This is a genomic window from Pseudomonas sp. UBA3149, assembly GCF_002364655.1.
Taxonomy (GTDB): domain Bacteria; phylum Pseudomonadota; class Gammaproteobacteria; order Pseudomonadales; family Pseudomonadaceae; genus Chryseomonas; species Chryseomonas luteola.
In genome coordinates this window covers 212309-235720 of the sequence record NZ_DEYV01000012.1, presented here as the reverse complement: position 1 = coordinate 235720, position 23412 = coordinate 212309, and the positions used below count along the sequence as shown (strand labels likewise).

At 57.5% G+C, this 23412-nt stretch carries 19 protein-coding genes; 10 read left to right on the top strand and 9 right to left on the bottom strand.

Annotated features, from left to right (window positions below; all coding sequences use genetic code 11):
* Positions 1–21 precede the first annotated feature (21 nt).
* Entirely contained in the window at positions 22–759 is a 738-nt protein-coding gene (locus B3729_RS10490; RefSeq protein ID WP_286787829.1) for an SDR family oxidoreductase, read from the top strand.
* A gap of 122 nt (positions 760–881) precedes the next feature.
* Here B3729_RS10490 and B3729_RS10485 read toward each other — a convergent pair whose 3' ends face one another.
* On the bottom strand, positions 882–2285 hold the full coding sequence (locus B3729_RS10485) for an FAD-binding oxidoreductase (protein WP_286787828.1): 1404 nt from the start codon (positions 2283–2285) through the stop codon (positions 882–884).
* A 138-nt stretch (positions 2286–2423) separates the two neighbouring features.
* On the opposite strand from B3729_RS10485, the gene B3729_RS10480 reads away from it, so the two are divergent.
* The gene (locus tag B3729_RS10480; protein ID WP_019366006.1) at positions 2424–3059 is read left to right on the top strand and encodes a LysE family translocator; all 636 of its coding nucleotides are present in this window, start codon (positions 2424–2426) and stop codon (positions 3057–3059) included.
* 46 nt (positions 3060–3105) lie between these two features.
* Here B3729_RS10480 and B3729_RS10475 read toward each other — a convergent pair whose 3' ends face one another.
* The 4 genes from B3729_RS10475 to B3729_RS10460 form a co-directional block, all read right to left on the bottom strand.
* Positions 3106–4668: a sensor histidine kinase gene (locus tag B3729_RS10475; RefSeq protein ID WP_286787827.1), complete on the bottom strand. Its 1563-nt coding sequence runs from the start codon at positions 4666–4668 to the stop codon at positions 3106–3108.
* Entirely contained in the window at positions 4625–5443 is an 819-nt protein-coding gene (locus B3729_RS10470) for an alpha/beta fold hydrolase (protein WP_122041662.1), read from the bottom strand. The genes B3729_RS10475 and B3729_RS10470 overlap by 44 nt, the downstream gene beginning before the upstream one ends.
* Positions 5444–5662: 219 nt before the next feature.
* Entirely contained in the window at positions 5663–6694 is a 1032-nt protein-coding gene (gene adhP / locus B3729_RS10465; protein WP_010795729.1) for an alcohol dehydrogenase AdhP, read from the bottom strand.
* Positions 6695–6900: 206 nt separating this feature from the next.
* Positions 6901–8421, bottom strand: coding sequence for an aldehyde dehydrogenase family protein (locus B3729_RS10460; RefSeq protein ID WP_019366011.1), 1521 nt, complete (start codon positions 8419–8421; stop codon positions 6901–6903).
* Between the two features lie 309 nt (positions 8422–8730).
* Here B3729_RS10460 and B3729_RS10455 point away from each other — a divergent pair, with 309 nt between their 5' ends.
* The 5 genes from B3729_RS10455 (at position 8731) to B3729_RS10435 (ending at position 17876) form a co-directional block, all read left to right on the top strand.
* Positions 8731–10611 carry a sigma-54-dependent Fis family transcriptional regulator gene (locus tag B3729_RS10455; RefSeq protein ID WP_286787826.1) on the top strand — a complete coding sequence of 627 codons (1881 nt, stop codon included), beginning with the start codon at positions 8731–8733 and terminating at the stop codon, positions 10609–10611.
* A 215-nt stretch (positions 10612–10826) separates the two neighbouring features.
* Complete coding sequence (locus tag B3729_RS10450) at positions 10827–12533, top strand: peptidoglycan D,D-transpeptidase FtsI family protein (protein WP_019366014.1); 1707 nt, start codon at positions 10827–10829, stop codon at positions 12531–12533.
* A gap of 456 nt (positions 12534–12989) precedes the next feature.
* Positions 12990–14879, top strand: coding sequence for a pyruvate kinase (locus tag B3729_RS10445; RefSeq protein WP_286787825.1), 1890 nt, complete (start codon positions 12990–12992; stop codon positions 14877–14879).
* Positions 14880–15110: 231 nt separating this feature from the next.
* Complete coding sequence (locus B3729_RS10440) at positions 15111–17156, top strand: M13 family metallopeptidase (protein ID WP_286787824.1); 2046 nt, start codon at positions 15111–15113, stop codon at positions 17154–17156.
* Between the two features lie 66 nt (positions 17157–17222).
* On the top strand, positions 17223–17876 hold the full coding sequence (locus B3729_RS10435) for an HAD family hydrolase (protein ID WP_074822640.1): 654 nt from the start codon (positions 17223–17225) through the stop codon (positions 17874–17876).
* On the opposite strand, the gene B3729_RS10430 is transcribed toward B3729_RS10435, so the two are convergent.
* The gene (locus B3729_RS10430; protein WP_019366018.1) at positions 17877–18059 is read right to left on the bottom strand and encodes a hypothetical protein; all 183 of its coding nucleotides are present in this window, start codon (positions 18057–18059) and stop codon (positions 17877–17879) included.
* Positions 18060–18181: 122 nt separating this feature from the next.
* Between B3729_RS10430 and B3729_RS10425 the strand changes: the two genes are divergently transcribed.
* Both B3729_RS10425 and B3729_RS10420 read left to right on the top strand, forming a co-directional pair.
* Positions 18182–18664 carry a GNAT family N-acetyltransferase gene (locus B3729_RS10425; RefSeq protein ID WP_286787823.1) on the top strand — a complete coding sequence of 161 codons (483 nt, stop codon included), beginning with the start codon at positions 18182–18184 and terminating at the stop codon, positions 18662–18664.
* A gap of 325 nt (positions 18665–18989) precedes the next feature.
* Positions 18990–19805, top strand: coding sequence for a DUF1206 domain-containing protein (locus B3729_RS10420; RefSeq protein WP_286787822.1), 816 nt, complete (start codon positions 18990–18992; stop codon positions 19803–19805).
* Positions 19806–19844: 39 nt separating this feature from the next.
* On the opposite strand, the gene B3729_RS10415 is transcribed toward B3729_RS10420, so the two are convergent.
* The 3 genes from B3729_RS10415 to B3729_RS10405 all read right to left on the bottom strand — a co-directional run bounded on the left by B3729_RS10415 (position 19845) and on the right by B3729_RS10405 (position 22513).
* Positions 19845–20378 carry a 2,4'-dihydroxyacetophenone dioxygenase family protein gene (locus tag B3729_RS10415; protein ID WP_010795739.1) on the bottom strand — a complete coding sequence of 178 codons (534 nt, stop codon included), beginning with the start codon at positions 20376–20378 and terminating at the stop codon, positions 19845–19847.
* Positions 20379–20468: 90 nt separating this feature from the next.
* Positions 20469–21494, bottom strand: coding sequence for a UV DNA damage repair endonuclease UvsE (gene uvsE / locus B3729_RS10410; protein ID WP_010795740.1), 1026 nt, complete (start codon positions 21492–21494; stop codon positions 20469–20471).
* A gap of 125 nt (positions 21495–21619) precedes the next feature.
* On the bottom strand, positions 21620–22513 hold the full coding sequence (locus B3729_RS10405; protein WP_286787821.1) for a LysR substrate-binding domain-containing protein: 894 nt from the start codon (positions 22511–22513) through the stop codon (positions 21620–21622).
* Positions 22514–22655: 142 nt separating this feature from the next.
* Here B3729_RS10405 and B3729_RS10400 point away from each other — a divergent pair, with 142 nt between their 5' ends.
* Entirely contained in the window at positions 22656–23240 is a 585-nt protein-coding gene (locus B3729_RS10400) for an NAD(P)H-dependent oxidoreductase (protein ID WP_286787820.1), read from the top strand.
* Positions 23241–23412 lie beyond the last annotated feature (172 nt).

Below are 23412 nucleotides of genomic sequence, written 5' to 3'. Positions count from 1 at the left end.
CCCTGGCTTTAGGAGTCGGACATGCCGCATTCATCCCGTACAGCCATTGTTACCGGCGCTTCCCGTGGTATCGGACATGCCATTGCCAAACGTCTCGCCCAAGCAGGCTTTTCCGTTGCCATTCAATACGCCCACAGCCGAGGCCCTGCGGAGGCTTTGGTGGCTGAAATAGAATCACTGGGAGGTAATGCCCTCGCGGTCAGAGGCGACGTTGCCACTCTGGAAGATGTGCAGACCCTGTTCAAGGCGGCCAAGGAAGCCTACGGACGGATCGATATAGTCGTGAACAGCGCCGGTATCATGACCAATACTCCTGTTTCGGCAGGTGACCTGGAGGCGTTTGACCGGATGATAGCCATCAACCTGCGCGGCACGTTTCTGGTGTTGAGCCAGGCGGCGCAACAGGTAGAGCGTGGCGGCCGGATCATTGCGCTATCCAGCAGCGTGATCGCCAAATCGCTGCCCACATACGGCCCTTATATCGCCACAAAGGCTGGCGTTGAAGGTTTGGTCAGAGTATTGGCTAATGAATTGCGCGGTCAGGACATCACCGTCAATGCCATTGCGCCCGGCCCGGTGGCAACCGAGCTCTTTCTTAGTGACAAAAGTGAGGAGCAGATCCGGCAGATCGAACAGGCTACACCGCTTGAACGCCTCGGTACGCCTGAGGACATCGCTGAGGTGGTAGCGTTTCTGGCAAGCCCAGCAGGCAGCTGGATCAACGCGCAAGTCATACGCGCCAATGGCGGGTTCGCCTGATCCTGTTCTGTCCCAGAAAGTACACCCTGCGTCTTTCATGGGGGTATACGAAAATCCGATCTATAAAGACGTATGTAAAGCAGGCTCGCCGTTATTTCCAGGCGGGCCTGCTTGCCGAGGCGTCAGACATCGGCTTCCGGGAGCACCTTCCCTGGGTTGAGAATCCCCTGGGGGTCCAGCGCCATTTTCAGGGTGCGCATGGTGTTCACGGCGGCACCGTGCTCAAGCCCCATGAATTTGATCTTACCTGATCCCACGCCATGCTCACCCGTGGCCGTTCCATCCAGGGCAATGGCGCGATGCACCAGCCGATCATTAAGCGCTTCGGCTTCTGCCAACTCGGATTCGCTAGAAGGGTCAACCACCAGCCCCAGGTGGAAATTACCGTCCCCCACATGCCCGACCATGGCAATGAAGAACGAGGCGGCCTGCACGTCTTTTTCGGTTTCGGTGATACAAGGGGTCAACTGCGAGATAGGGACGCATACGTCGGTACTCCATACCCGCCCGTTCGGACGCATGGCTTGCATGGCGTAGTGCACATTATGACGGGCCTTCCAAAGCGCGTTACGCGCGTCGGCATCGGCCGCAGCAACAAAGTTCAGCGCTCCGTTACCCTCGGTGATCGATTGGGTCAGCTCTACTTGTTCGGCAACGCCTGCGGGTGAGCCGTGGAATTCAAAGAACAAGGTAGGTCGTTCATCCAGCTCCATCTTCGAATAACGGTTCACTGCCATGATGGTTCGCGCATCAAGTAGCTCGACCCGTGCAACAGGGATACCGTATTGAATGATCGTCACTACCGAGGTCACGGCGCTTTCCACATCGGGAAATGTGCACACTGCAGCAGAAGTGGTTTCAGGAATGCCGTACAGCCGCAAGGTCACTTCAGTAATGATACCCAGCGTTCCTTCCGATCCTACAAACAGGCGAGTCAGGTCATAACCCGCCGAGGACTTGCGGGCACGGTTGGCCGTCTTGATGATTTGGCCATCGGCCAACACCACGGTCAGCGACAGGACATTTTCCCGCATAGTCCCGTAGCGTACGGCATTGGTCCCGGAGGCACGTGTTGCCGCCATGCCGCCCAGGGTGCTTTCTCCGCCCGGATCGATGGGAAAGAATAGTCCCGTGGCCCGCAGTTCGGTATTGAGCTGCTGGCGCGTCACTCCGGCTTCAACCGTGGCATCCAGATCGCCCGGGCGAACCGCCAGGATGCGCTGCATGCGACTAAGGTCTATACAGATGCCACCCTTGAGCGCACAGACATGCCCTTCCAGCGAGGTGCCGCCCCCAAAGGGAACGATGGGAACGCCGTAGTGGGCGCAGACCTTGACGATGCGGGAGACTTCTTCGGTGCTATGTGCATAGCAGACGGCATCAGGCATCCGGGTCGCATGGTAGGACTCGCCATGACCATGCTGTTCACGCTCCGCGAGACTGGTTACGATCCGCTCACCGAGAAACGCCTGAATCTCCTCAATGACAGCAGATAATGGAGAGAGAAAGGGTTGTTGCGCATTCATGGGCCTTTCACCTTGTTCTTGTTGTATATAGCGAGTGCTCTAAGCTTAGCCCTTTCCTGCTGGCTTATTATTCAATCCATTGAACGTTTTCCGATGATATATAGATAGCCTAGAAACAATGTCTTGAAAGGAGTCGTCATGCCTGAACTTTCACACCTGCTCGCCTTTGCGGCCATCACCTTGGGCATGGCGCTGACACCCGGACCAAACATGGTCTATCTGATTTCCCGCTCCATCTGCCAGGGCCGAACGGCTGGCATGATTTCCCTTGGCGGCGTGGCCCTGGGCTTTGCGTTCTACATGGTCTGTGCAGCCCTTGGAATCACTGCTCTGCTGATGGCGGTGCCCTTCGCCTACGATGCGCTGCGGATAGGCGGTGCGCTGTATCTGCTGTATCTGGCCTGGCAGGCCGTGAAACCCGGCGGACGGTCTCCGTTTCAGGTCAGGGACCTACCCAAGGACAGTCCACGCAAACTCTTCGCCATGGGCTTTGTGACCAACCTGCTCAATCCCAAGATTGCCGTGATCTATCTGTCGTTGCTGCCTCAGTTCATTTCCCCTGCACAGGGCAGCGTGTTGACCCAGTCCCTGCTCCTGGGCGCGACGCAGATTCTGATCAGCGTAACCGTGAACGGATTGATCGCCTTTACGGCAGGCTCTATTGCAGCGTTTCTGGCAGGCCGCCCGTTATGGCTGACTGTTCAGCGGTGGCTGATGGGAACCGTACTGGCAGGGTTGGCCGTGCGAATGGTTAGTGAAAGCCGGCCAGCATAAATCCAAAACTGATCGAGGCGTGTTCTAACGGCAGGCTTCGGTCAGGCTAGGCACGCTCCATGGTTCTCCGCGGAAAGGTCGCGATAAAGGCTGTGCCTTCCCCAGCCGATGAGCGAACACGAATATCACCTTCATGGGCTCTTACAATTTCACGCACGATGAACAAGCCGAGCCCTACGCTGCGTACCTTGCTGTTACCACTGCCACCGCGGGTCATGGGCTCAAACAATCTAGGCAATACATCGTCTGGAATAGGTACGCCATGGTTATGAACCGAGACCCAGAAGGTATCGCCCTCAATACCGGATGCTACAGTCACCGTACGGTCTGGAGCGCCATAGGCCATGGCATTGGAAACCAAGTTCCCAATGACCTGAGCAATGCGATCAGCATCCCCCATGCACATGCCTTCCCCAAATGCTCCATGTTCCAGAGCTCGTCCGGGAAATGCGAGGGTCAGCTCAGTAACGTTAGCCGATACCAGTTTATGCAGTTGGATAGGTTCGAGGGACAATGTGATGCCTTCTCCCACCCGCGCCACAGTAAAGTCTAGCAGGTCGGCAATCAGCCGCTGCGCACGGTCCGTGGAGTGCGTGAGATGCCCCAGCACCTGAGTTTGGGCAGGCGTGACTTCGCCTCGCTCTAACAGATGAATTCCCATCCTGATAGCTGATAGCGGGTTACGCAGGTCATGACTGACGATGCCTACCATCTGCTCGGCAAACAGCGCGCGATCTTCCGCCGCTGCCCGCTGCTGGCTCAGCTCGGTAATGTCCTGAAGAATGCCTACAAACTGATGCAGGGAGCCATCCTCCTTGAATAACCCTCGCCCCGAAGAGCTCACTGTCCGCTGAACCCCATCCACACCATTAAGCCGATACACACAGCGATAGGCTTCACCATAGACGTTTAACGCCTGTGAGAAGGCCAGCTGCTCCCGCTCACGGTCTTCAGGCTCGATGAACGAGGCATACTGCTCTTCGGTGATGGTCTGGGGCGTCTCGAACCCCAGCAGGCTGGCAACTCCCTCTTCATAACGGCGTTCAGTGGTTTCGGGATTAACATCCCAGACCAGCAATTGACCGGACTCGAGCGCCAGCCGAAGTTTTGCCTGAGCCACTTCAAGAGCCTGCTGCGCCTCAAGCTGCTTGATCAATAGTTCTTCGGCCCGCCGCCGCGCCAGGATATGCTCGCGCTCGTATTTATGCCGATCTTCGGCCACGAAAATGGCCAGCTCATGAAAAACACCAGTGGCATACTCACGGCGTACGGCATTGAGAATGATCGGGATCGTATGCCCTGCCTGATGAACCAGATCAAGCTTGACCTCAGCCACGGAGCCTTGAATCTGTAACAGCGGCGCCCAATGGGTCTGGTGAAAAATACGCCCGCCCATCGTCAGCAGATCCTGTATCCGCCGCAAACCGACCAGTTCGGACGCACAGTAGCCCATCCACCGGCAAAAGGTTTTGTTGACGCGGCGAATGATCCCGTCCCGATTGGTAACCAAAAGCCCACAGGCAGCTTCTTCAAAGAGCGCCTCAGCATCCGGCAAGCCGCTAGCGTCAAACGCCACTGGCGTCACGGCAACGCGTGCCGAGGAAAGCATTCATAGCGTCGATACTCGCATCCGGCTCACTCAGGTGAGGGCAATGCCCTACGTTATCAATGATCTTCAGTACGCTGTTCGGTAGCGTGCGGTGCATATATTCACCTACCTGAATCGGTGCGATCAGATCATCGCTGCACTGAAGAATCAGCGTGTCGGTCTTAAGTTTTACAAGGTCAGCTCGGTTATCCGAGGTAAACGTAACACGGGCAAACTGTTTGGCAATCTCTGGATCGGTACGGCAGAAACTATTAGTTAATTCGTCGCTCAGTTCCGGCTGGCCTGGGGCACCCATGATGACGGGGGCCATGGTGCTTGACCATCCCAGGTAGTTGCTTTCCAGGGTTTCCAACAATGACTCAATGTCACTGCGGGTAAATCCGCCGAAATAATCACCATCATTGATGTAACAGGGTGATGGGCCAATCATGATATGGGCAGCAAAACGCCCTGGCGCAGCAATATCGGCCAGCATACCAATCATTGAGCTGACTGAATGGCCAACAAAAATCACAGGCCCTTCGGCAAATTGGTCGATGAGTTCGATTACGTCTTCGGCATAGCCCTTCAAAGAGTTGTACTTTACCCGGTCATAGGCGGAGAGGTCTGATGAGCCACTTCCAACAAGGTCGTACAACACCGTCCGATATTGCTTGGCAAACACCGGAGCAAGAAAGCGCCACATGTTTTGATCACAGCCAAAACCATGGGAAAACACCATGGTAGCTGGTCCATTACCGGTGACGTGAACGTTGTTACGCATTTGAACATTCATGTCTACAGTCCCAAAAGGTAGCGGCGGCGTGGGATTGTTTCACAAGCGCAACCCTACGTCAGCTAACCTTCCAGGAAGAACTTGCATGCAAGGGCGTGCTTATACAGCACTGAGGCTTTGCATTTAAGGCAGACAGATACAGCGTCAGTATCTTTAGACAGACGGGAGGGTAGGAACGGTACATCCTGCTGCATCGAGGCAAGATGTACCGCAGGGCATCTAGGACAGGCTCATATCGATCACGATACGTCCTTCGATCTTGCCTTCGTGCATCCGGGAAAAGATGTCGTTAATGTTTTCGAGAGGTTCGGCTGCAACCGTCGCCTTGACCTTGCCCTCACCGGCAAACTCCAGGGCTTCCTGCAGATCCAGCCGCGTCCCGACGATGGAGCCGCGAACGGTTGTGCCGTTGAGGACCATGTCGAAGATCGATAATGGGAATTCTCCCGGCGGAAGCCCGTTCAGGGCAATGGTGCCACCACGACGGGTCATGCCGATAGCCTGCTCGAACGCCTTGGGCGAGACAGCCGTGACCAGGGCACCGTGGGCGCCGCCGATCTCCTTTTTCAGATAGCCCGCCGGGTCCAGCTCACGGCAGTTGACCGTAACCTCAGCCCCCAGCCGGCGCGCCAGTTCCAGCTTCTTATCGTCCACATCGACTGCGGCCACGTTCATGCCCATGGCCTTGGCATACTGCACGGCCATGTGTCCAAGGCCACCAATTCCGGAGATCACTACCCACTGCCCGGGCTTGGTTTCGGTCATCTTGAGTCCCTTGTAAACGGTCACCCCGGCACACAACACCGGCGCAATCTCCACAAAGCCCACATTATCCGGCAGCCGCCCCACGTAGCCGGCATCAGCCAGGGCATATTCGGCAAAGCCGCCATTGACCGAGTAGCCCGTGTTCTTCTGATCCTCGCACAGTGTTTCCCAACCCCCGAGGCAGTGTTCGCAATGACCACAGGCGGAGTACAACCATGGGATACCGACCCGATCCCCCTCCTTCACATGGGTGACGCCAGCGCCCACCCCGACCACATACCCAACCCCTTCATGCCCCGGGATGAAGGGCGGATTGGGTTTGACCGGCCAATCGCCTTCGGCGGCATGCAGGTCGGTATGGCACACTCCGGAGGCTTCGATCTTCACCAGGACCTGTCCTGCGCCTGGGGTAGGGACATCCACCTCCTCGATTTCCAGCGGTTTACCAAACTCACGAACGACGGCAGCTTTCATTGTTTTAGGCATGACGTGATCCCTCATGGATACATGACGTATGGAGTAGTGCTGGCAAATACAGGTCAATCGTTCCGGCGCTCCATACTGCAAGCCTGGAGCAAAAAAGGCATAGAAATGATGACCTCGCTCAAGGAAGGCTCAGGTTGAGCCTTCACAGGAGTAGATACGCCGCAGTCCCAGAGGCCGATGAGGATTCACCGGCCCCCATGACGGGCCTAGAAGAAGCCCAGCGGATTCGTGTCGTAGCTGATCAGCAGGTTCTTGGTCTGCTGATAGTGATCCAGCATCATCTTGTGGGTCTCGCGACCGATGCCGGACTTCTTGTAGCCACCGAATGCCGCATGGGCAGGATAGAGGTGATAGCAGTTGGTCCACACACGCCCGGCCTTGATGCCGCGACCCATGCGATACGCGCGATTGATATCCCGCGTCCAGACCCCCGCGCCCAGGCCAAACTCGGTATCGTTGGCAATGGCAAGCGCTTCGGCCTCGTCCTTGAACGTGGTCACACCAATGACCGGCCCGAAGATCTCTTCCTGGAATACCCGCATCTTGTTGTGGCCCTTGAGCAGGGTCGGCTGGATGTAATACCCATTGGCCAAGTCGCCCTGCAGGGTTTCTACAGCGCCGCCAGTCAAAAATTCGGCCCCTTCGCCACGCGCGATTTCCAGGTACGAAACTATCTTTTCGAATTGCTGCTGAGAGGCCTGGGCACCGACCATGGTGTCGGTGTCCAACGGATCACCGCGCTTGATCTGCGCAACCTTTTTCATGACTTCCGCCATGAACGGCTCATAGATAGATTCCTGCACCAGGGCGCGGGATGGGCAGGTACATACCTCTCCCTGGTTGAAGAAGCCAAGCACCAGCCCTTCGGCCGCCTTTTCAATAAAGCTTTGCTCCGCACCCATGATGTCGTCGAAATAGATGTTGGGTGACTTGCCCCCCAGCTCGACCGTACTTGGAATGATATTGGCCGCTGCGCACTTGAGGATGTGCGAGCCCACCGGCGTCGAGCCGGTAAAAGCAATCTTGGCGATGCGTGTGCTGGTCGCCAGGGCTTCCCCCGCCTCCTTGCCGTAGCCCTGCACGATATTGATCACACCGGGTGGCAGCAGGTCGCCAATCATCTCAACGAAGAGCGTAATGGAGAGCGGCGTCTGCTCGGCCGGTTTGAGCACCACACAGTTACCTGCAGCCAGCGCAGGTGCCAGCTTCCAGGCAGCCATCAGAAGCGGGAAGTTCCAGGGAATGATCTGCCCTACCACGCCGAGCGGCTCATGGAAGTGATACGCCGCCGTATGCTGGTCGATTTCGGCCGCCGTCCCCTCCTGAGCCCGGATACAACCTGCAAAGTAGCGGAAATGATCGGCAGCCAGCGGCACGTCGGCATTAAGGGTTTCACGCACGGCCTTGCCGTTGTCCCAGGTTTCGGCAATGGCCAGTTTTTCCAGATTCTGCTCGATGCGGTCGGCAATCTTGAGTAGGGTCAACGAGCGCGCCTGTACTGACGTCTTGCCCCAGGCATCTGCCGCCGCATGGGCAGCATCTAACGCTTTTTCGATATCTTCAGCAGAGGAACGGGGAAACTCGCCAATGACAGAGCCATTGACCGGCGAGGTATTAGTGAAATATTGGCCTTTGACCGGCGGTACGAATTCGCCGCCGATGTAATTGCCGTAACGGGATTGCAGGGTGATCAGAGCACCTTGGCTGCCAGGGGCTGCGTAACGCATGGTGGTTCTCCCGATGTTGTGTTTGTTATGAGGACCGGTAATACCTGAGAAATAGCAAGGCCTGGGCCAACTGTGGCAAATGTGCGCCGCAGGCGGCTTCGGCTGTCCGGCACGAACCGGCAGGTGTCACATCGTGTGTCAGCGCCAGGACAGCAGGCGTGACAGGCTGTACCACTTCTGACACAGTCGACGATCTGCATTGCATTTAACCTGCGCCTGATCAAGCATAGGCGCTATTACGCACTTCGCTGAATCGGAGGGTTTCTGTGAATCAAGGACCCGGAATTCACCTCGCGGAGCACAAAAAGAATGACTGCCACACCCATGAGTCGTCACACGCGTCAGGTGCTTGCCGTTGGTCATGGTCTGGGCCAGGCCGACACCGATCCTGCCATTGCCCGTTCGTGGCGTCGCTGTCTCGAACAGCACCGCCTGGATCCGTCCACTGCCACCTCGCCCAGCGTACTCGAGCACCCTCGTATCCTTGAGCAGCGCGAGCGCTCGCAACGGGTGCTGGAAATCGCCCATGGCGAGATGAATCGCCTGCATCAGCAGCTCGCGGGTGCCGGTCATGCCGTCCTGCTTACCGATGCCAGCGGCCTTATTCTCGATTGCATCACCCACGAGGCCGAACGAGACACCTTTCAGCGAGCAGGCCTGTGGTTGGGAGCAGACTGGAGCGAATCCTGCGAGGGCACCAATGGCATCGGCACCTGCGCGGTCGAACGGCATGCACTGACGATTCATCAGGATGAGCACTTCCGCAATCGCCACACCATCCTGACATGCTCCGCCAGCCCGGTATTCGACCCTGCCGGAGACCTTTTGGCCGTACTGGATGTGTCCTCGGCGCGGCGCACCGTTTCCCGGCAGAGCCAGTTTCACACCATGGCGCTGGTCAACCTGTCGGCCAAGCTCATCGAAAGCTGCTATTTCCTGCGTCAATGCGAGGACAGTTATCTGCTGCGCTTCCATACCCAGCCGGATTACGTCGGGCTGCTGAGTGAAGGCTTGCTGGCGTTTGATGAGTCTGGCCGAATCAGCGCCATCAACGAAAGCGCGCTGAACCTGCTAGGCACGACGCGACCGGCCCTTCTGGGGCAACCCGTGGAGGCGCTCGTCGAGCTTCCCCTTGCTTCGTTACTTGATCGTGCACAACCGCATCCTACACATTGCTGGCCGCTGTACAGCACTGAGGGAACACGCTTCTATGGACAGCTGCGAGCGCCGCACAAGCTTGTTCAGTCCGTGCCTGTCCGTACCCCGCCGCGTCCAGCGCTGTGTCTGGAAGATCCTGCCCTTGCGCGGGAGTTCGAGCGCGCCCGCAAGGTCATGGAGCGCGATGTTCCGGTGCTGCTCACCGGTGAGACGGGGACCGGCAAGGAGGCCTTCGCCAAAGCCCTGCATCTGGCCGGTTCGCGCGCCAAAAAGCCTTTTATTGCTCTTAACTGCGCGGCGATCCCGGAATCACTTATCGAAAGCGAGTTGTTCGGCTACGCCGGTGGCACGTTTACCGGTGCGCGCAAGGAAGGCATGCGTGGCAAGCTACTCGAAGCCCACGGCGGCACCCTGTTTCTCGATGAAATCGGCGATATGCCCCTGATGTTGCAGACCCGCCTGCTGCGCGTACTGGAGGAACGGCAGGTCGTTCCGCTGGGCGGACAACCGCAGGCGATTGACATCCGCATCATTAGCGCCACCCACCGCGATTTCAGGATACGGGTAGGCGACGGCAGCTTTCGGGAGGATTTGTACTACCGGCTCAACGGTCTGGTGGTGAGCCTGCCGCCGGTACGTGAGCGGCTCGACAAGGCCGCGCTGCTCAATCACTTGCTGCTTGAAGAGGCGCAGGGCCAGAGCCTGCACCTGGACGCCGAGGCTCGCCAGGCCCTGCTTGGGTATCAATGGCCAGGCAATGTTCGTCAGTTGCGCAATGTCCTGCGAACCCTGGTGGCCTTGTGTGAGGATGGGGTGATTCGCAGGGGTGATCTGCCGCAGGAGATTTCCAGCCCAGCGAGCCTGCCCGCCCTGACGCTGGATGCGCCTCTGGAAGATGCTGAGAAGACTGCCCTGCTCCAGATACTGGAGCAGGAACATTGGCAGATGACACGCACGGCCGAACGCCTTGGCATAAGCCGAAACACGCTTTACCGGAAGCTGCACAAGCACGGCATTACACCCAGACGCTAGCGATCCCGCTTGCGGGAGCCGCTCAAGACCGGTTGTTTGGCGGAATGACCATTGGTCGTGTCGCGCCTTCGAGATTGAAAGATGCCTACGCTGATGCGAAACCCATCGCCAACTACTGGCACCTTTACGGTACTATCCGCGCTTTCTCGCCTCATCGGGCCAGCAGGCCTGACGATGGCCTGCCCAGGCATTGAACACGTCAAGTTGCCAAGACCATGAATGGATTTTCAAACCGCTACCGTTTTCATGCGGTGTTATTTTTTTTGTTCCTGCTTACTCTGGCCGTCGCGTCCAGGCTGGTCTATCTCCGAGTTCATGACAGTGAGTTCCTGATCGATCAGGGCGAACGGCGCAGCGTTCGTCATATCCCCATCCCCGTTACCCGCGGCCTGATTACCGACCGCAATGGTTCTCCCCTGGCCGTCTCAACCGAAGTGTCGACGATCTGGTGCAACCCTTCGGAAATGAAGGAGAGCATGGACCGGGTGCCTGCGCTGGCAGCGGCACTGCATCGTCCCGCAGACGAGCTCATGTCCTATATCAAGGCCCGCTCGGAAAAGCATTTCCTTTACCTGGCCCGTGGCCTGTCTCCCATCGAAGGCGAGGACATCATGGCGCTCGATATCAAGGGCGTGCACCAGCTCAAGGAGTACAAGCGCTATTACCCCACCTCTGACCTGACAGCCCAATTGATTGGTCTGGTGAACCTGGATGGTGAAGGCCAGGAAGGCGTGGAGCTGGGCTACAACGAATGGCTCAGCGGGAAAGCAGGCGTTCGCGAGGTGCTGATCAATCCGCGCGGCTCCATCGTCAAGAACATTAAGGTCGACAAACAGCCCAAGCCCAGCCAGGACATTGCCCTGTCCATCGACTTGCGTCTGCAGTTCGAGGCCTATCGCGCCCTGCAGGAGGCAGTAACCAAGTTTGGTGCCCTGTCCGGCTCGGCCGTACTGGTCAACCCCAAGAATGGTCAGATCCTGGCCATGGCGAACTTTCCGTCTTATAACCCGAACAACCGGGCATCCATCAACCCGACTTTCATGCGTAACCGCGCGTTAACCGATGTGTTCGAACCCGGCTCGGTTATCAAGCCGTTCAGCATGTCAGCAGCGCTGGCCACGGGAAAATTCAACGAAAATACCCAAGTGAGTGTGGCGCCGGGCTGGTTTGTCATCGACGGCCACACGATTCGCGACGTAGCACGTCGGGACATCCTGACCATGACCGGCGTGCTGATCAACTCGTCGAACATCGGCATGAGCAAGGTTGCCTTGGAAGTCGGTCCCAAACCTATCCTTGAACAGCTGGCCCGGGTCGGCTTTGGCTCGCCCCTGTCTCTGGGTTTCCCGGGTGAAAACGCAGGTTATCTGCCCAACCATGTGAAATGGTCCAGAATCGCCACAGCCAGCATGTCCTATGGCTATAGTCTGGCCGTCAATACCGCCGAGCTGGCCCAGGCCTATACGGTCTTCGCCAATGACGGAAAGCTTGCCCCACTCTCGCTGCTGCGCGATAACCCACAACAACTGGTGCCTGCGATGGACCCACAGGTGGCGCATCGGATTCGCATGATGCTCAAGGAGGTAGTGGAAGATCCCAGCGGCGTCGTGCGCGCCCGGGTGCCGGGCTATCAGGTGGCAGGGAAAAGTGGTACTGCCCGTCGCTCCGGGGGCGGCGGCTACAAGGAACATGCCTATCGTTCGATGTTCGTAGGCATGGCGCCCGCCAGCGATCCCAAGCTGGTACTGGCCGTGATGATGGACTCCCCAACCAAGATCGGCTACTACGGCGGTCTGGTTTCGGCACCGGTGTTCAGCCAAATCATGTCAGGTGCGCTGCGCGCGCTGGCCATTCCGCCCGATAACCTGCCGCCTACCAATACCGCCCAGAGCGAAACACCAGCCCCTCACTCCCATACGTGAGTGAGGGCTTGCCGGAGAGGATTTCGAGGAGATCCTTTTTCCGGCCCAACGAAAAAACCCCGCCTAGGCGGGGTTTTTGTTGACCGCTCGATATCCTTATCGAGTGCCATCCTGGCGGGTCTTTCATCCTTGAGGCTCATGAGCGCGTCCTGCGCTGCATTCCATGGGTAAGAAGATTACGCCACCGCCGCCTTCTTCCCTAGCGTCAATCACAGTCACTTCTTGTAAGCCTTTGCCTACATAGATAGCTTTCTGAGCAGATATGCTATTACCGTAATCTCATGAAACAAAGCGTCCGCTATCCTGCAGAACACCCACAGTCTGGTTCTTTCTAAACCTTCGCCTGTCCCCATAAGGGCACCCCTACATACCAACGTCACATACCTGTGCTTAGCTCGGCCGACGCGACGTAATGACGCCTGTTGTTATCCGGACTTTGACTGTTGAGGTTATCACTTGAACACCAGGACACTTCCCCCAGGCGCACTGATCCCGGCCGATATCGAAGCGGCCCTGTCCGAACTGATCGCGCTGCGTGAGGAGATGATCACGGCGGCCTGTGACGCACCCATCCTGGCGGAGCATGTGCACCAGAGCTATACCGAGAGCGCACATAACCTGCTTAACTATCTGGCGCTACGCCGTCATGACATCCGGCCGCTACAGGCACGCCTGGCACGGCTGGGACTGTCGTCGCTGGGTCGTTCGGAAGCCTACATCCTGGCTGCAATCACCACCCTTATCGAAATCCTGCAAAAGCTCTCCGGCAGCAAGAACGCGCGCCCTCCTTATGAGCCGCTGGGCATGGACCGGGGCGAGCAGCTGCTGCATGAGCACACCAAGGCTCTGTTTGGCGCAACGCCTGTCGGGCGTGGAGTCCGAATCATGGTGACCATGCCCAGCGAGGCCGCACAAGACTACTCGCTTGTGCATGATCTGCTGGCAGCCGGCATGGACAGCATGCGCATCAACTGTGCTCATGACGACGCCAAGACCTGGCAACAGATGATTGAACATGCACGCCGAGCGGAAAAGGCCCTTGGCAAGCCTTGCCGCGTCATGATGGACCTTGCGGGTCCCAAGCTGCGTACCGGGCAAATCAACGCCGGCCCGGCCGTGATACGCGTCAAGCCGACCCGCGATGATTTCGGTCGAGCAGTCAAGCCAGCCCGCCTCTGGCTGACCGCCAGAGAAAATCCCCAAGCTCCACCGACCCAGGCAGATGCCAGCCTGCCGGTAGCGGCGGACTGGTTATCGAATCTACAGCCACATACACAGGTAATCCTTCACGATGCCCGCGGCTCGAAGCGGCAGATCGAGATCGTTGATATCTCCCGCGAAGGATGCTGGGGCGAACTCTACAAGACCGCCTACCTGACGCCGAACACAGCCCTCTTGATCAAGGACAGGAAAGGCCGGAAACGCGAGACACGCATTGCGCCCTTCCCGGCTCAAGAGCAGGCCATCAAGCTGGTGGAGGGCGATGTGCTGACTCTGACCAAGGATCAACATACCGGGCATCCGGCAACCTACGACAGTTTCGGAGAAGTCCTGACCCCAGCGTCCATCGGCTGCACGCTGCCGGAAATCTTCGAGGATGTACGGGCTGGCGAGCCAGTTTGGTTCGACGATGGCAAGATTGGCGGAATCATTGATTCGGTGCAGAGCGAGACGCTGCGTATCCGTATCACCCACGCGCCTGGGGGTGCCAAGCTCAAGAGCGACAAAGGCATCAACTTTCCGGACAGCCATCTGCGTCTCGATGCGCTCACGCCCCATGACATCGAAGCCCTGGCGTTCGCAGCCGAGCATGCCGACGTGGTCGAGCTCTCTTTCGTTAACACGGCAGATGACGTCAGGACCCTGCTCCATCACATTGATCGACTGAACGCCCATGAGCTGGGCGTAGTGCTCAAGATCGAGACACGTCGAGGCTTCGAGAACCTGCCGGCGCTGCTCTTTGCAGGCATGAATCTTCCGCGTTTCGGCGTCATGATCGCGCGGGGCGATCTGGCGGTAGAAAGCGGCTTCGAACGACTGGCTGAGCTTCAGGAAGAAATACTCTGCCTGTGCGAGGCGGCCCATGTGCCAGTAATCTGGGCGACCCAGGTACTGGAAACCCTGGCCAAGAAAGGCGCGCCGTCGCGGGCCGAGATTACGGATGCCGCCATGGGCGTACGGGCCGAATGCGTGATGCTGAACAAGGGTCCGCACATTCTGAAGGCCGTCCATACCTTGCACGATCTGCTGGCACGCATGCAGGCGCATCACTCCAAGAAGCGGGATCTCCTGCGAAAACTTCAGGTAGCGCAGCAACCTACTCTGGCGGCCAGCTGCCCGGAGTGACACCTTACCGTGCCGATAGCGGGCACCATTTTGCAGCCAGGCGCTCTACAAGGGATGTTCCATAGCCCAAAACAGTGCCAGAGCCGCGTGCTTCTGGTACGTTCACCGCAGACATAACGGGTGTGATACGCCCTCGGCAGTGCCTGGCCCCGCCCTTGCAAAGCCGTTGGCCTCGCCATAAGCGAGCCCGTTATAGTCACGTGCGTGACCGCTAATCCCAATGGAGATCCCATGAGACATATCTTTGCCGGCGCCGTTTGTGTACTGGCGTTGAGCGCCTGCGGTAAATCGGAATTTGTCCAGCCCCAAACCCCTGCCAACACGCTGCAGTCCGGCATCAAGAAGGAGAACTTCGATCCCGGCGTCCGGCCTCAGGATGATTTTTTCAACGCCATTAACGGTCAATGGTTGAAAAACACACCTATCCCGGCCGACAAGACCAGCTACGGCGCTTTCCATGCCATTGCCGATACCACCGAGAAACAGCTGCACGCCATCATCGAGGCGCTGGCCGCCAAGCCCGACAAGGCTACTGGCAGCGACGAGCAGAAAATCGGCGACCTGTATGCCTCCTTCATGAATGAAGCCGCCATCGAGGCGCAGGGGCTCAAACCCTTGCAGGGTGCGTTCGATGCTATCGACTCCATTCATGATCGTCGCTCGCTGCTCATCACAATGGCCCGCTTCCAGCGGTTGGGTATCGATGTTCCGCTCGAACCCTATGTCACCCAGGATGCCAAGGACTCCAAGCGATACGTAGCCGAGATTGCCCAGTCCGGTCTCAGCCTGCCCGATCGGGACTACTACCTGATCGATGACACATCATTCGCCGAGATCCGCTCCGGCTTCGTCGCGCACATGCAGCGCATGCTAAGCCTAGCCAACCTCCCGGACCCTGCCGGTAGTGCCCGCAAAGTGGCTGCACTGGAAAAGCAGATCGCCCTGGCCCAGTGGGACAAAGTCGACAACCGCGACCCCATTAAAACCTACAATGCCTATGAGCCCACCCAACTGCGTACGCTGACCCGTGCCATCGACTGGCCGTCGTACCTGAAGGAGACCGGCTTTGTCGATCAACACCCGATCATTGTTGAACAGCCCAGCTACATCACGGGGCTTGGCAAGCTGTTGACGTCTACACCGCTCTCCACCTGGAAAACCTATCTCAAGTGGCACGTCCTGCATGCCTATGCCCAGGCACTACCGCACGCCTATGCCCAGGAGGATTTCGCATTCTTCCAGCAGACCCTGAACGGCGCCAAGGAGCAGCGTCCACGGTGGAAGCGTGGCGTAAGTGCGGTTGAAGGCAGCCTGGGTGAAGCTCTGGGCAAGGAATATGTCGCGCGTCATTTTCCGCCGGAAAACAAAGCCCGCATGGAGGCGCTGGTGCGCAACCTCATCGCCGCCTATGGGCAGGCTATGGATAAGCTGGACTGGATGAGCGAAGACACCCGCCAGGCAGCCAAGGCCAAGCTGGCGAAGTTCACCTACAAGATCGGGTACCCCAACCAGTGGCGTGACTACTCATCCTTGCACATTGCCCCGGATGACCTGATCGGCAACCTGCAGCGGGCCCAGACATTCGAGTATCAACGCAACCTTGCCAAACTCGGCAAGCCGGTCGATCCAGATGAGTGGGCCATGACGCCACAAACAGTCAACGCCTATTACAACCCGCTGCGTAACGAGATCGTCTTCCCGGCCGCCATCCTGCAACCGCCCTTCTTCAACATGCAGGCGGAAGATGCTGTCAATTACGGTGGTATCGGTGCAGTCATCGGCCACGAAATCAGTCATGGTTTCGATGATCAGGGCTCGCAGTTCGATGGCGACGGCAATCTGCGAGAATGGTGGACCAAGACAGACCGCGAGCGCTTCGCAAAGCGTGCGACAGCGCTGGCTGAACAGTACTCGGCCTATGAGCCGGTACCGGGCTATCACATCAATGGCCGCTTTACCCTGGGTGAAAATATTGCCGACCTGGGTGGCGTAACGATCTCCTACTCGGCGTATCACCTGTCATTGAACGGCAAACCTGCCCCTGTCATTGACGGCATGACGGCCGAACAGCGCTTCTTTACCGGATGGGCGCAGGTCTGGTGCACCAAGTACACACAACAGAACCTGCTCAATCGTCTGAAAACCGACCCGCACTCACCGGCGCAATACCGCACCAATGGGGTGCTGAGCAACGTGCCTGGTTTCTACGAGGCCTATGACGTCAAGCCAGACGACCAGATGTACCTGCCCCCGGATAAACGTATCAAGATCTGGTAAGCCACCTCCCTCCCGATGAGCCTGAGTCCTTTCAGGCTCATCCTTGGAGCCATTCAGGACATGCTGATGCTCAATACACTGATATTCGATCTCGACGGAACCCTGACTGATACCGATCCGGTTCATTACCAGGCCTGGAAGCAACTTCTGGCCCGCGAGGGACGCGACTTGAATGAAGAGGACTTCAGGCGTCACATTTCGGGTCGCGCCAACGACGCAGTTTGCAAAGACCTCTATCCAGACAAGACGCCCGATGAGCACACGGTGATTGCAAACGAAAAGGAAGCCTTGCTGCGTGAGTTAGCCAACACACTCGAGCCCACCGCCGGCCTTGAAACGTTGTTGAGCTACGCGGACCAACAGGGATGGAAACGCGCGATCGTGACCAATGCCCCGCGTGCCAATGTCCACCACATGCTCAAAGCGCTTGGACTGGAAAACCGCTTTCCCCTGATCGTGCTGGGTGAAGAGCTGGAACGTTCGAAGCCGGATCCCCTTCCCTATACCACTGCGTTGAATACGCTGGAGATCCAGCCCCGGCAGGCACTGGTTTTCGAGGACTCTATTCCCGGCCTGACGGCAGCCAAGGCTGCCGGAATCGTTACGGTCGGTATTACCTCAACATTGACAGCCGATGAACTGCTGGCAGCCGGCGCCGATCTGGCAATAGCAGACTTCAACGACCCCAGGCTCTGGGAAATGCTGAAACGAACCGCCTGATCAGGCGACGGTATGCAACTCGGCCAAGGTGCTCATTTGCACTTGTGCCTCCTGACGCGTCGTGAACGGACCACTGATGCGCTCGCCATTGCGTACCAGATACCAGCAGACTATAAAACCGGCCTCCCGAAGCGCAGCAGGTACGGCACTGCCTACTACTGACATGATTTGAACAATGGGCATAAGGACCTCTATCTACTCTTAAGCCAGGCTTCACAGTACGCTGTGATTGATACCTTGAGAAATCGACAGGATTGATAGTGGTCATTAACGGTTCAAAGGTCCGACGAAATGATGGCCCTCTTTTGATTGAAGCCATTACCGCCCTTGACGATGCCCAGCGCCAGGCGCTGCTCAGCCTTGAATTACACACTGAGCAGATAGCCTTTTCAGGCACGCCTGAGGCTGCACTGGTGAGTCTTGAGGAGCAGTCACCTCGGCATGTACAAGGGTTCGCCCTGTTGGAAACAGGCCTGCCGGCAGGTCTGTTTCTACTTAAGCGGCCTCCCCTGTCTCCCCAGTGGGTCAGCGCCGATGCCTGCTCGCTCCATGCCTTGCAAATCGCGGCTCGCGCACAGGGCCGAGGGCTGGGCAAAGCCTGCCTGCGGGCGCTTCCCGAGCTGGTCTGCAGGCAGTGGCCCGATATCCGGCATATTCAACTGGCAGTAGACGCCCACAATGAATCAGCGCTGGGGCTCTATTTAAAAGAAGGATGGATCGATGAGGGCAGGACGTATAAAGGACGCGTCGGTTTGGAACGTCGACTGACCCGGAGAATAGACTGCTAAACAGCGGTGAAACGGAAAAACCCCGCCGTAGCGGGGTTTCGTTGACCATGCTCGACATCCTGTCAAGCTGCCATCCTGGCGGTCATATCGGATCCTTGATCTACCATGAGCGCTTCCGTGCGCTGCTCCGATGTAAATAGATTACGCCTCTCCCTTCGTTTCCCCTAGAGCCAACCGCTGAGAGTCCTTGTAAGCTTTTTCCTACAAATACTGGCCAGTCGCCTTTCGTCCGTTTGGCTTGCTACCCCAGCCGTGAATACGAACCGCCGCCTCAGTCGCCGGGTCTTTTCCTGTATCCCTCATAACTACAGGAAACCTAATCAGCATGACTCCCAACCGAGGCCTTACCTGGCTGGCCCGTGGTGGCTACGCTGCCCGAGGCGTGGTGTACCTCATTATCGGTGGCTTCGCGTTACTGGCAGCCATAGGCTCAGGACAGCCCGTCGACAGTCATCAGAGCCTGCAAACCGTATTGGCGCAACCGTCCGGCAGTACCCTGCTCTGGATTGTGGTGATCGGGCTTGCAGCCTTTGCAGCCTGGCGTGCCGTACAGGCTCTACGAGATTCGGATCATCACGGCACGGATCTCAAAGGATTAACGATCCGTACAGGACTCCTCGCCAGTGGCGTGACATATGTCCTCCTGGCGCTCTTCGCCCTGGGCCTTCTGATCAGCGGTTTCAAAACTTCTGGTGAGGGCGGAGGCTCTGGAGGTGGTGGTCAGGCACAGGACTTTCTTTCACACCTGCTCAGCTGGGACCACTCCAATATAGTGATACGGCTGATAGCCCTGATTCCGCTGGGTGTAGGCATTGCCCATATCATCAAGGGGTGGAAGGCCTCCTTCGAACGGTATTTCGAGGCGGATGAAGGTGTCATGCGCATGGTACGCCCCGTCTCCCGATTCGGACTGATTGCACGGGGGGTGGCCTTTATCGAGATTGCCGTACTGCTGGCTGTCAGTGGCTCACGCTACGATGCAATGCACCCACCGGGAATCAAGGAGGCTCTCAACGGGCTTCAGAACTTGCCTTTCGGCCATATCATTCTGCTGGTGGTTGCGCTGGGTTTGATCGCCTTTGCGGTCTACAGCTTTGCCGAAGCGGTATGGCGTCGTATCAATATGAACGTCCCGGTATGACGTAGCGCCCTGCAAGGCAGGATCGCAGGGCGCTTTTACCTAGCGGAACAAGGTATCGACGTAATCTGCGCCGATACCGACGCGCTCGAAATGCTCCCGGCAGAGCTTGATATAGTCGTGTACATCGAAATAGCCCGCGGCGTTGCCGTCCTGATCCAGCCAGATCAGAGGGCCCTTGACGATAAAGAAGACCCGCATCGGCTCATCATAATCATAAGCCACCAGCGTATGCCCCTCGCCAGGCGTTTCGTAAACGAAGTCGCCGGCTCTGGCCGTCCAGCCATGCTCCAGGTAGCCCCACTTTCCAGAGATGGTATAGGCAAAAACCTCATGGGGATGGTAATGACGGTTCACCAGGCCCGCCTGTTTGGCCATGAGGACATCGCACCACTTGTTCTCGGAGGGCGAGATCCATAACGGGCGACTCGAGACGGTATCGGTAAACGGCACGTAATAGCGCTCGTCTTCTGTCGGTGCGTCCTCAATGTAGACCTCAGGCCTGGCATCAGGCTTCAAGCTGTTCGGAATCGGCTGGAGTTCTTTCCAGAATTCACGACGGGCGAGTTCAGGCATGGCAGTGCTCCTCTTATTATTGTTCTAGTGACTATAGCCAGCTTACGGGGCTTTGCAGGCCAGAAACCGGAGAGTGTCCAAGTTTGAGACCTAGGCAGCTTTTTGAACCATGTATTGTTCGTAGAAATCGATCACGGCGAGGTTTTTGTGCTTGGCTTCGAACATGATGTCGAACTCGTCCAGAAATGACTTGGCGTATTCGTTACACCAGCGGTTCCACATCCGGTCACTGTGACCATACAGGTCACGCTTGTTGACCTTAGTCAGCAGCTGTTCCATTTCAATCTTCTCGTCAGCCGAGATGCCCAGCTCCATCAACATTTCCTGGGACTGTGAGTAGTGCATGGCCGGACGTACGCCCCGCCAGCTTTCGACGATGCGCTTTACCCGTGGGTCATGACGGTCGATGTAGCGACCTTCGTGAATCCAGCAGTGGTGGATATCCAGAACGACCGGAGCGTGGTCGGCTAGTTCAAGGCAGGCGTCAACACCGTATTTCTTTTCCTCGTTCTCAAAGGTTATGCAGTTGCGGGCCACGTCTGACAGGCGCGGCCAGATATGCAGGATGCCTTCGACGCCCAGCTTGCCCGCAATGTGGATATTGCATTTGAAATCCTGAAACTGCCGTCCATAGCCCATCATGCGGATCATATCGGCGTGGTATTCAAATTCGCGGATGCTGTTTTCCACCGTATCCGGGTTATCCGAGGCCAGCACGCAATACTGCCCCGGGTGCATGGAGAGGCGAATGTCATGGGTACGCGCATAGTCACCGATACCTTGGAACTGTTCGGAGATGAAATCCCGGATAGCCGTGGAGTCGTAGAAATAGGCATAACTGGGATGGCTGTAGAACGGCAGGATATCGCTGCTCATGCGCATCATGTGCAGGTGAACCGGCAAGGAATTGACATACTGCAACAGACGCATCTGGGCCTGAAGATTGTGCTCGATCACATAGAGCAGCTTTTCTTCGGCCGCCTCGGTTGTCTGGCTGGACAGCCAACGTAGCGTGGTGGTCTTGCCATTGTAGAGCCGCTCGATGGCTTCGATCTCTTTTGCAGGCAGGCTTCTGTCGGGATGGCGGTAATTGCAGGCAAAGCCGATCCGGTACATGGCAAACTCCTTCGAGGCACGGACAGGCGTTGCTCATAGGCATCACCTGTTCTGGATAACATTTTATTAGGAGGCTGTATTCGGGCCGAAGTGCCTGAACAGCGATCGCTACCGGTCGACAGACGCTACAAGCGCTCGCGCAAATGCTCTGCAATAAAGTCCAGAAACAGCGTGATCCGCAGTGAGAGTTGGGTATTGCGGTAGTAGACCGCATTGATGATCTGAAAGGAGTCCTGCACCTGATCCCTCATGATCGGAACAAGCAGACCCTGCTCGCGAGCCGACCGTGTCATGTAGTCCGCCAGGCACACAATTCCTTGTCCGGCCAGTGCCAATGCCTGAATCGTCATCCCGCTTGAGGCGGATATATCGGGCGAAACCGCCAGCGTAGCGCCTCGCTCGTTTGGTAGCGGCCACTGATTGAGGTGATCAAGCTGGCTGAAACCGATCAAGGTATGTTTATGCAGGTCAGCGACAGCAAGCGGTGTCCCATGCCTATTCAGGTAGTCCGGGCTGGCCAGCAGGCTGAGCCGGCTCTGCCCCAACGGTCGCGCGTGCAGAGTAGAGTCACGCAATTCGCCGATCCGGATGGCAACATCCGTGCGCTGCTCCAGCAGGTCGATGAAGCGGTCATTCGTGTCCAGCTCCAGCGTAATGCCGGGATACTGTTCACGGAACAGGCCCATCAACGGCACGATAACGTGGTACATGAAAGACGGTGCCGCATTTACCCGCAAACGGCCTGCCGGCCGTTGCCGGCGGATCGCCAGTTGCTCCTCGGCCTCATCGACCGAGGCCAGGATGGCACGGACCTGGGTCAGGAAATGCCGTCCCTCATCGGTAAGCTCCAGACGCCGGGTCGTGCGACGTAACAGTGTGGTGTCAAGCTTTTGCTCAAGGCGGCTAAGAGCGCGACTCACGCCCGAAACGGTTTGTCCCAACTGGTCGGCCGCTGCGGTTATAGAACCCGTTTCGACAACGGTCTTGAATACCAGATGTTCTTCCAGCGTGGTTTTCATGCCTGCCTTCGCCCGTCATTCTTGATTTCAAATCAATTATCTTTTCCAGTTTATCTACTTTAACGACAAGCATGTGCGGAGGACACTGTACCGCTTTCTGGCGCACCCCTTTTGCGCCCTACCCGTTTAAGTGGGAGCTTTCATGAATATCTTGTTGATCAATGGCGGCAAATCGTTCGCCCATTCCGCAGGGCGTTATAACGAAACCCTGCACACTCTGGCTGTGGGCCATCTGAGCGAGCTGGGTCATACCATCAAGGAAACCGTGATCGAGTCGGGTTACGATGTTGAGGCTGAAGTCCAGAAGTACCTGTGGGCTGATGCCATCATTTATCAGATGCCGGGGTGGTGGATGGGCGCCCCCTGGACCGTCAAGAAGTATCTAGACGAGGTCCTGACCGCCGGCCACGGCTCGCTATATGCCAACGACGGTCGTACCCGTAGCGATCCCACCAAGCAGTACGGCACCGGTGGCCTGCTGCAGGGCCGTCGCTACATGCTGTCCCTGACCTGGAACGCACCGCGTGAAGCGTTCGACGAGCCGGGTAACTTCTTTGAAGGCAAAGGTGTGGACGGTGTGTACTTCCCCTTCCACAAGTCACAGCAGTTTGTAGGCCTTGAGGCCCTGCCGACCTATCTGGCGAATGATGTCATCAAGGCGCCCGACATCGAGCGCCATCAGGCCGAATACAAGGCGCACCTGACGCGCGAATTCGGTCAGCAGTAATCAGCCTGCGTCAGCATGAAGCCCGGTCTAGACCGGGCTTTTTCATGGCCGCCTAAACGTCATCGCACAACCCAATTGTCATGTTCCCGCCACAGAACTGAAAAGCTGGCTACGTACGCTCCTCGACCTTTGTACCGCTTTGTACCTTTTCGTAAAGCTTCGGATACATGAA

Bases quoted from the DNA above. Each gene is read 5' to 3' on its own strand.
- B3729_RS10440 (WP_286787824.1), top strand. From the start codon at position 15,111: ATGAGACATATCTTTGCCGGCGCCGTTTGTGTACTGGCGTTGAGCGCC.
- adhP (WP_010795729.1), bottom strand. From the start codon at position 6,694: ATGCCTAAAACAATGAAAGCTGCCGTCGTTCGTGAGTTTGGTAAACCG.
- B3729_RS10400 (WP_286787820.1), top strand. From the start codon at position 22,656: ATGAATATCTTGTTGATCAATGGCGGCAAATCGTTCGCCCATTCCGCA.
- B3729_RS10455 (WP_286787826.1), top strand. From the start codon at position 8,731: ATGACTGCCACACCCATGAGTCGTCACACGCGTCAGGTGCTTGCCGTT.
- B3729_RS10415 (WP_010795739.1), bottom strand. From the start codon at position 20,378: ATGCCTGAACTCGCCCGTCGTGAATTCTGGAAAGAACTCCAGCCGATT.
- B3729_RS10420 (WP_286787822.1), top strand. From the start codon at position 18,990: ATGACTCCCAACCGAGGCCTTACCTGGCTGGCCCGTGGTGGCTACGCT.
- B3729_RS10430 (WP_019366018.1), bottom strand. From the start codon at position 18,059: ATGCCCATTGTTCAAATCATGTCAGTAGTAGGCAGTGCCGTACCTGCT.
- B3729_RS10405 (WP_286787821.1), bottom strand. From the start codon at position 22,513: ATGAAAACCACGCTGGAAGAACATCTGGTATTCAAGACCGTTGTCGAA.
- B3729_RS10450 (WP_019366014.1), top strand. From the start codon at position 10,827: ATGAATGGATTTTCAAACCGCTACCGTTTTCATGCGGTGTTATTTTTT.
- B3729_RS10435 (WP_074822640.1), top strand. From the start codon at position 17,223: ATGCTCAATACACTGATATTCGATCTCGACGGAACCCTGACTGATACC.
- uvsE (WP_010795740.1), bottom strand. From the start codon at position 21,494: ATGTACCGGATCGGCTTTGCCTGCAATTACCGCCATCCCGACAGAAGC.
- B3729_RS10480 (WP_019366006.1), top strand. From the start codon at position 2,424: ATGCCTGAACTTTCACACCTGCTCGCCTTTGCGGCCATCACCTTGGGC.
- B3729_RS10460 (WP_019366011.1), bottom strand. From the start codon at position 8,421: ATGCGTTACGCAGCCCCTGGCAGCCAAGGTGCTCTGATCACCCTGCAA.
- B3729_RS10490 (WP_286787829.1), top strand. From the start codon at position 22: ATGCCGCATTCATCCCGTACAGCCATTGTTACCGGCGCTTCCCGTGGT.
- B3729_RS10470 (WP_122041662.1), bottom strand. From the start codon at position 5,443: ATGAATGTTCAAATGCGTAACAACGTTCACGTCACCGGTAATGGACCA.
- B3729_RS10475 (WP_286787827.1), bottom strand. From the start codon at position 4,668: ATGCTTTCCTCGGCACGCGTTGCCGTGACGCCAGTGGCGTTTGACGCT.
- B3729_RS10485 (WP_286787828.1), bottom strand. From the start codon at position 2,285: ATGAATGCGCAACAACCCTTTCTCTCTCCATTATCTGCTGTCATTGAG.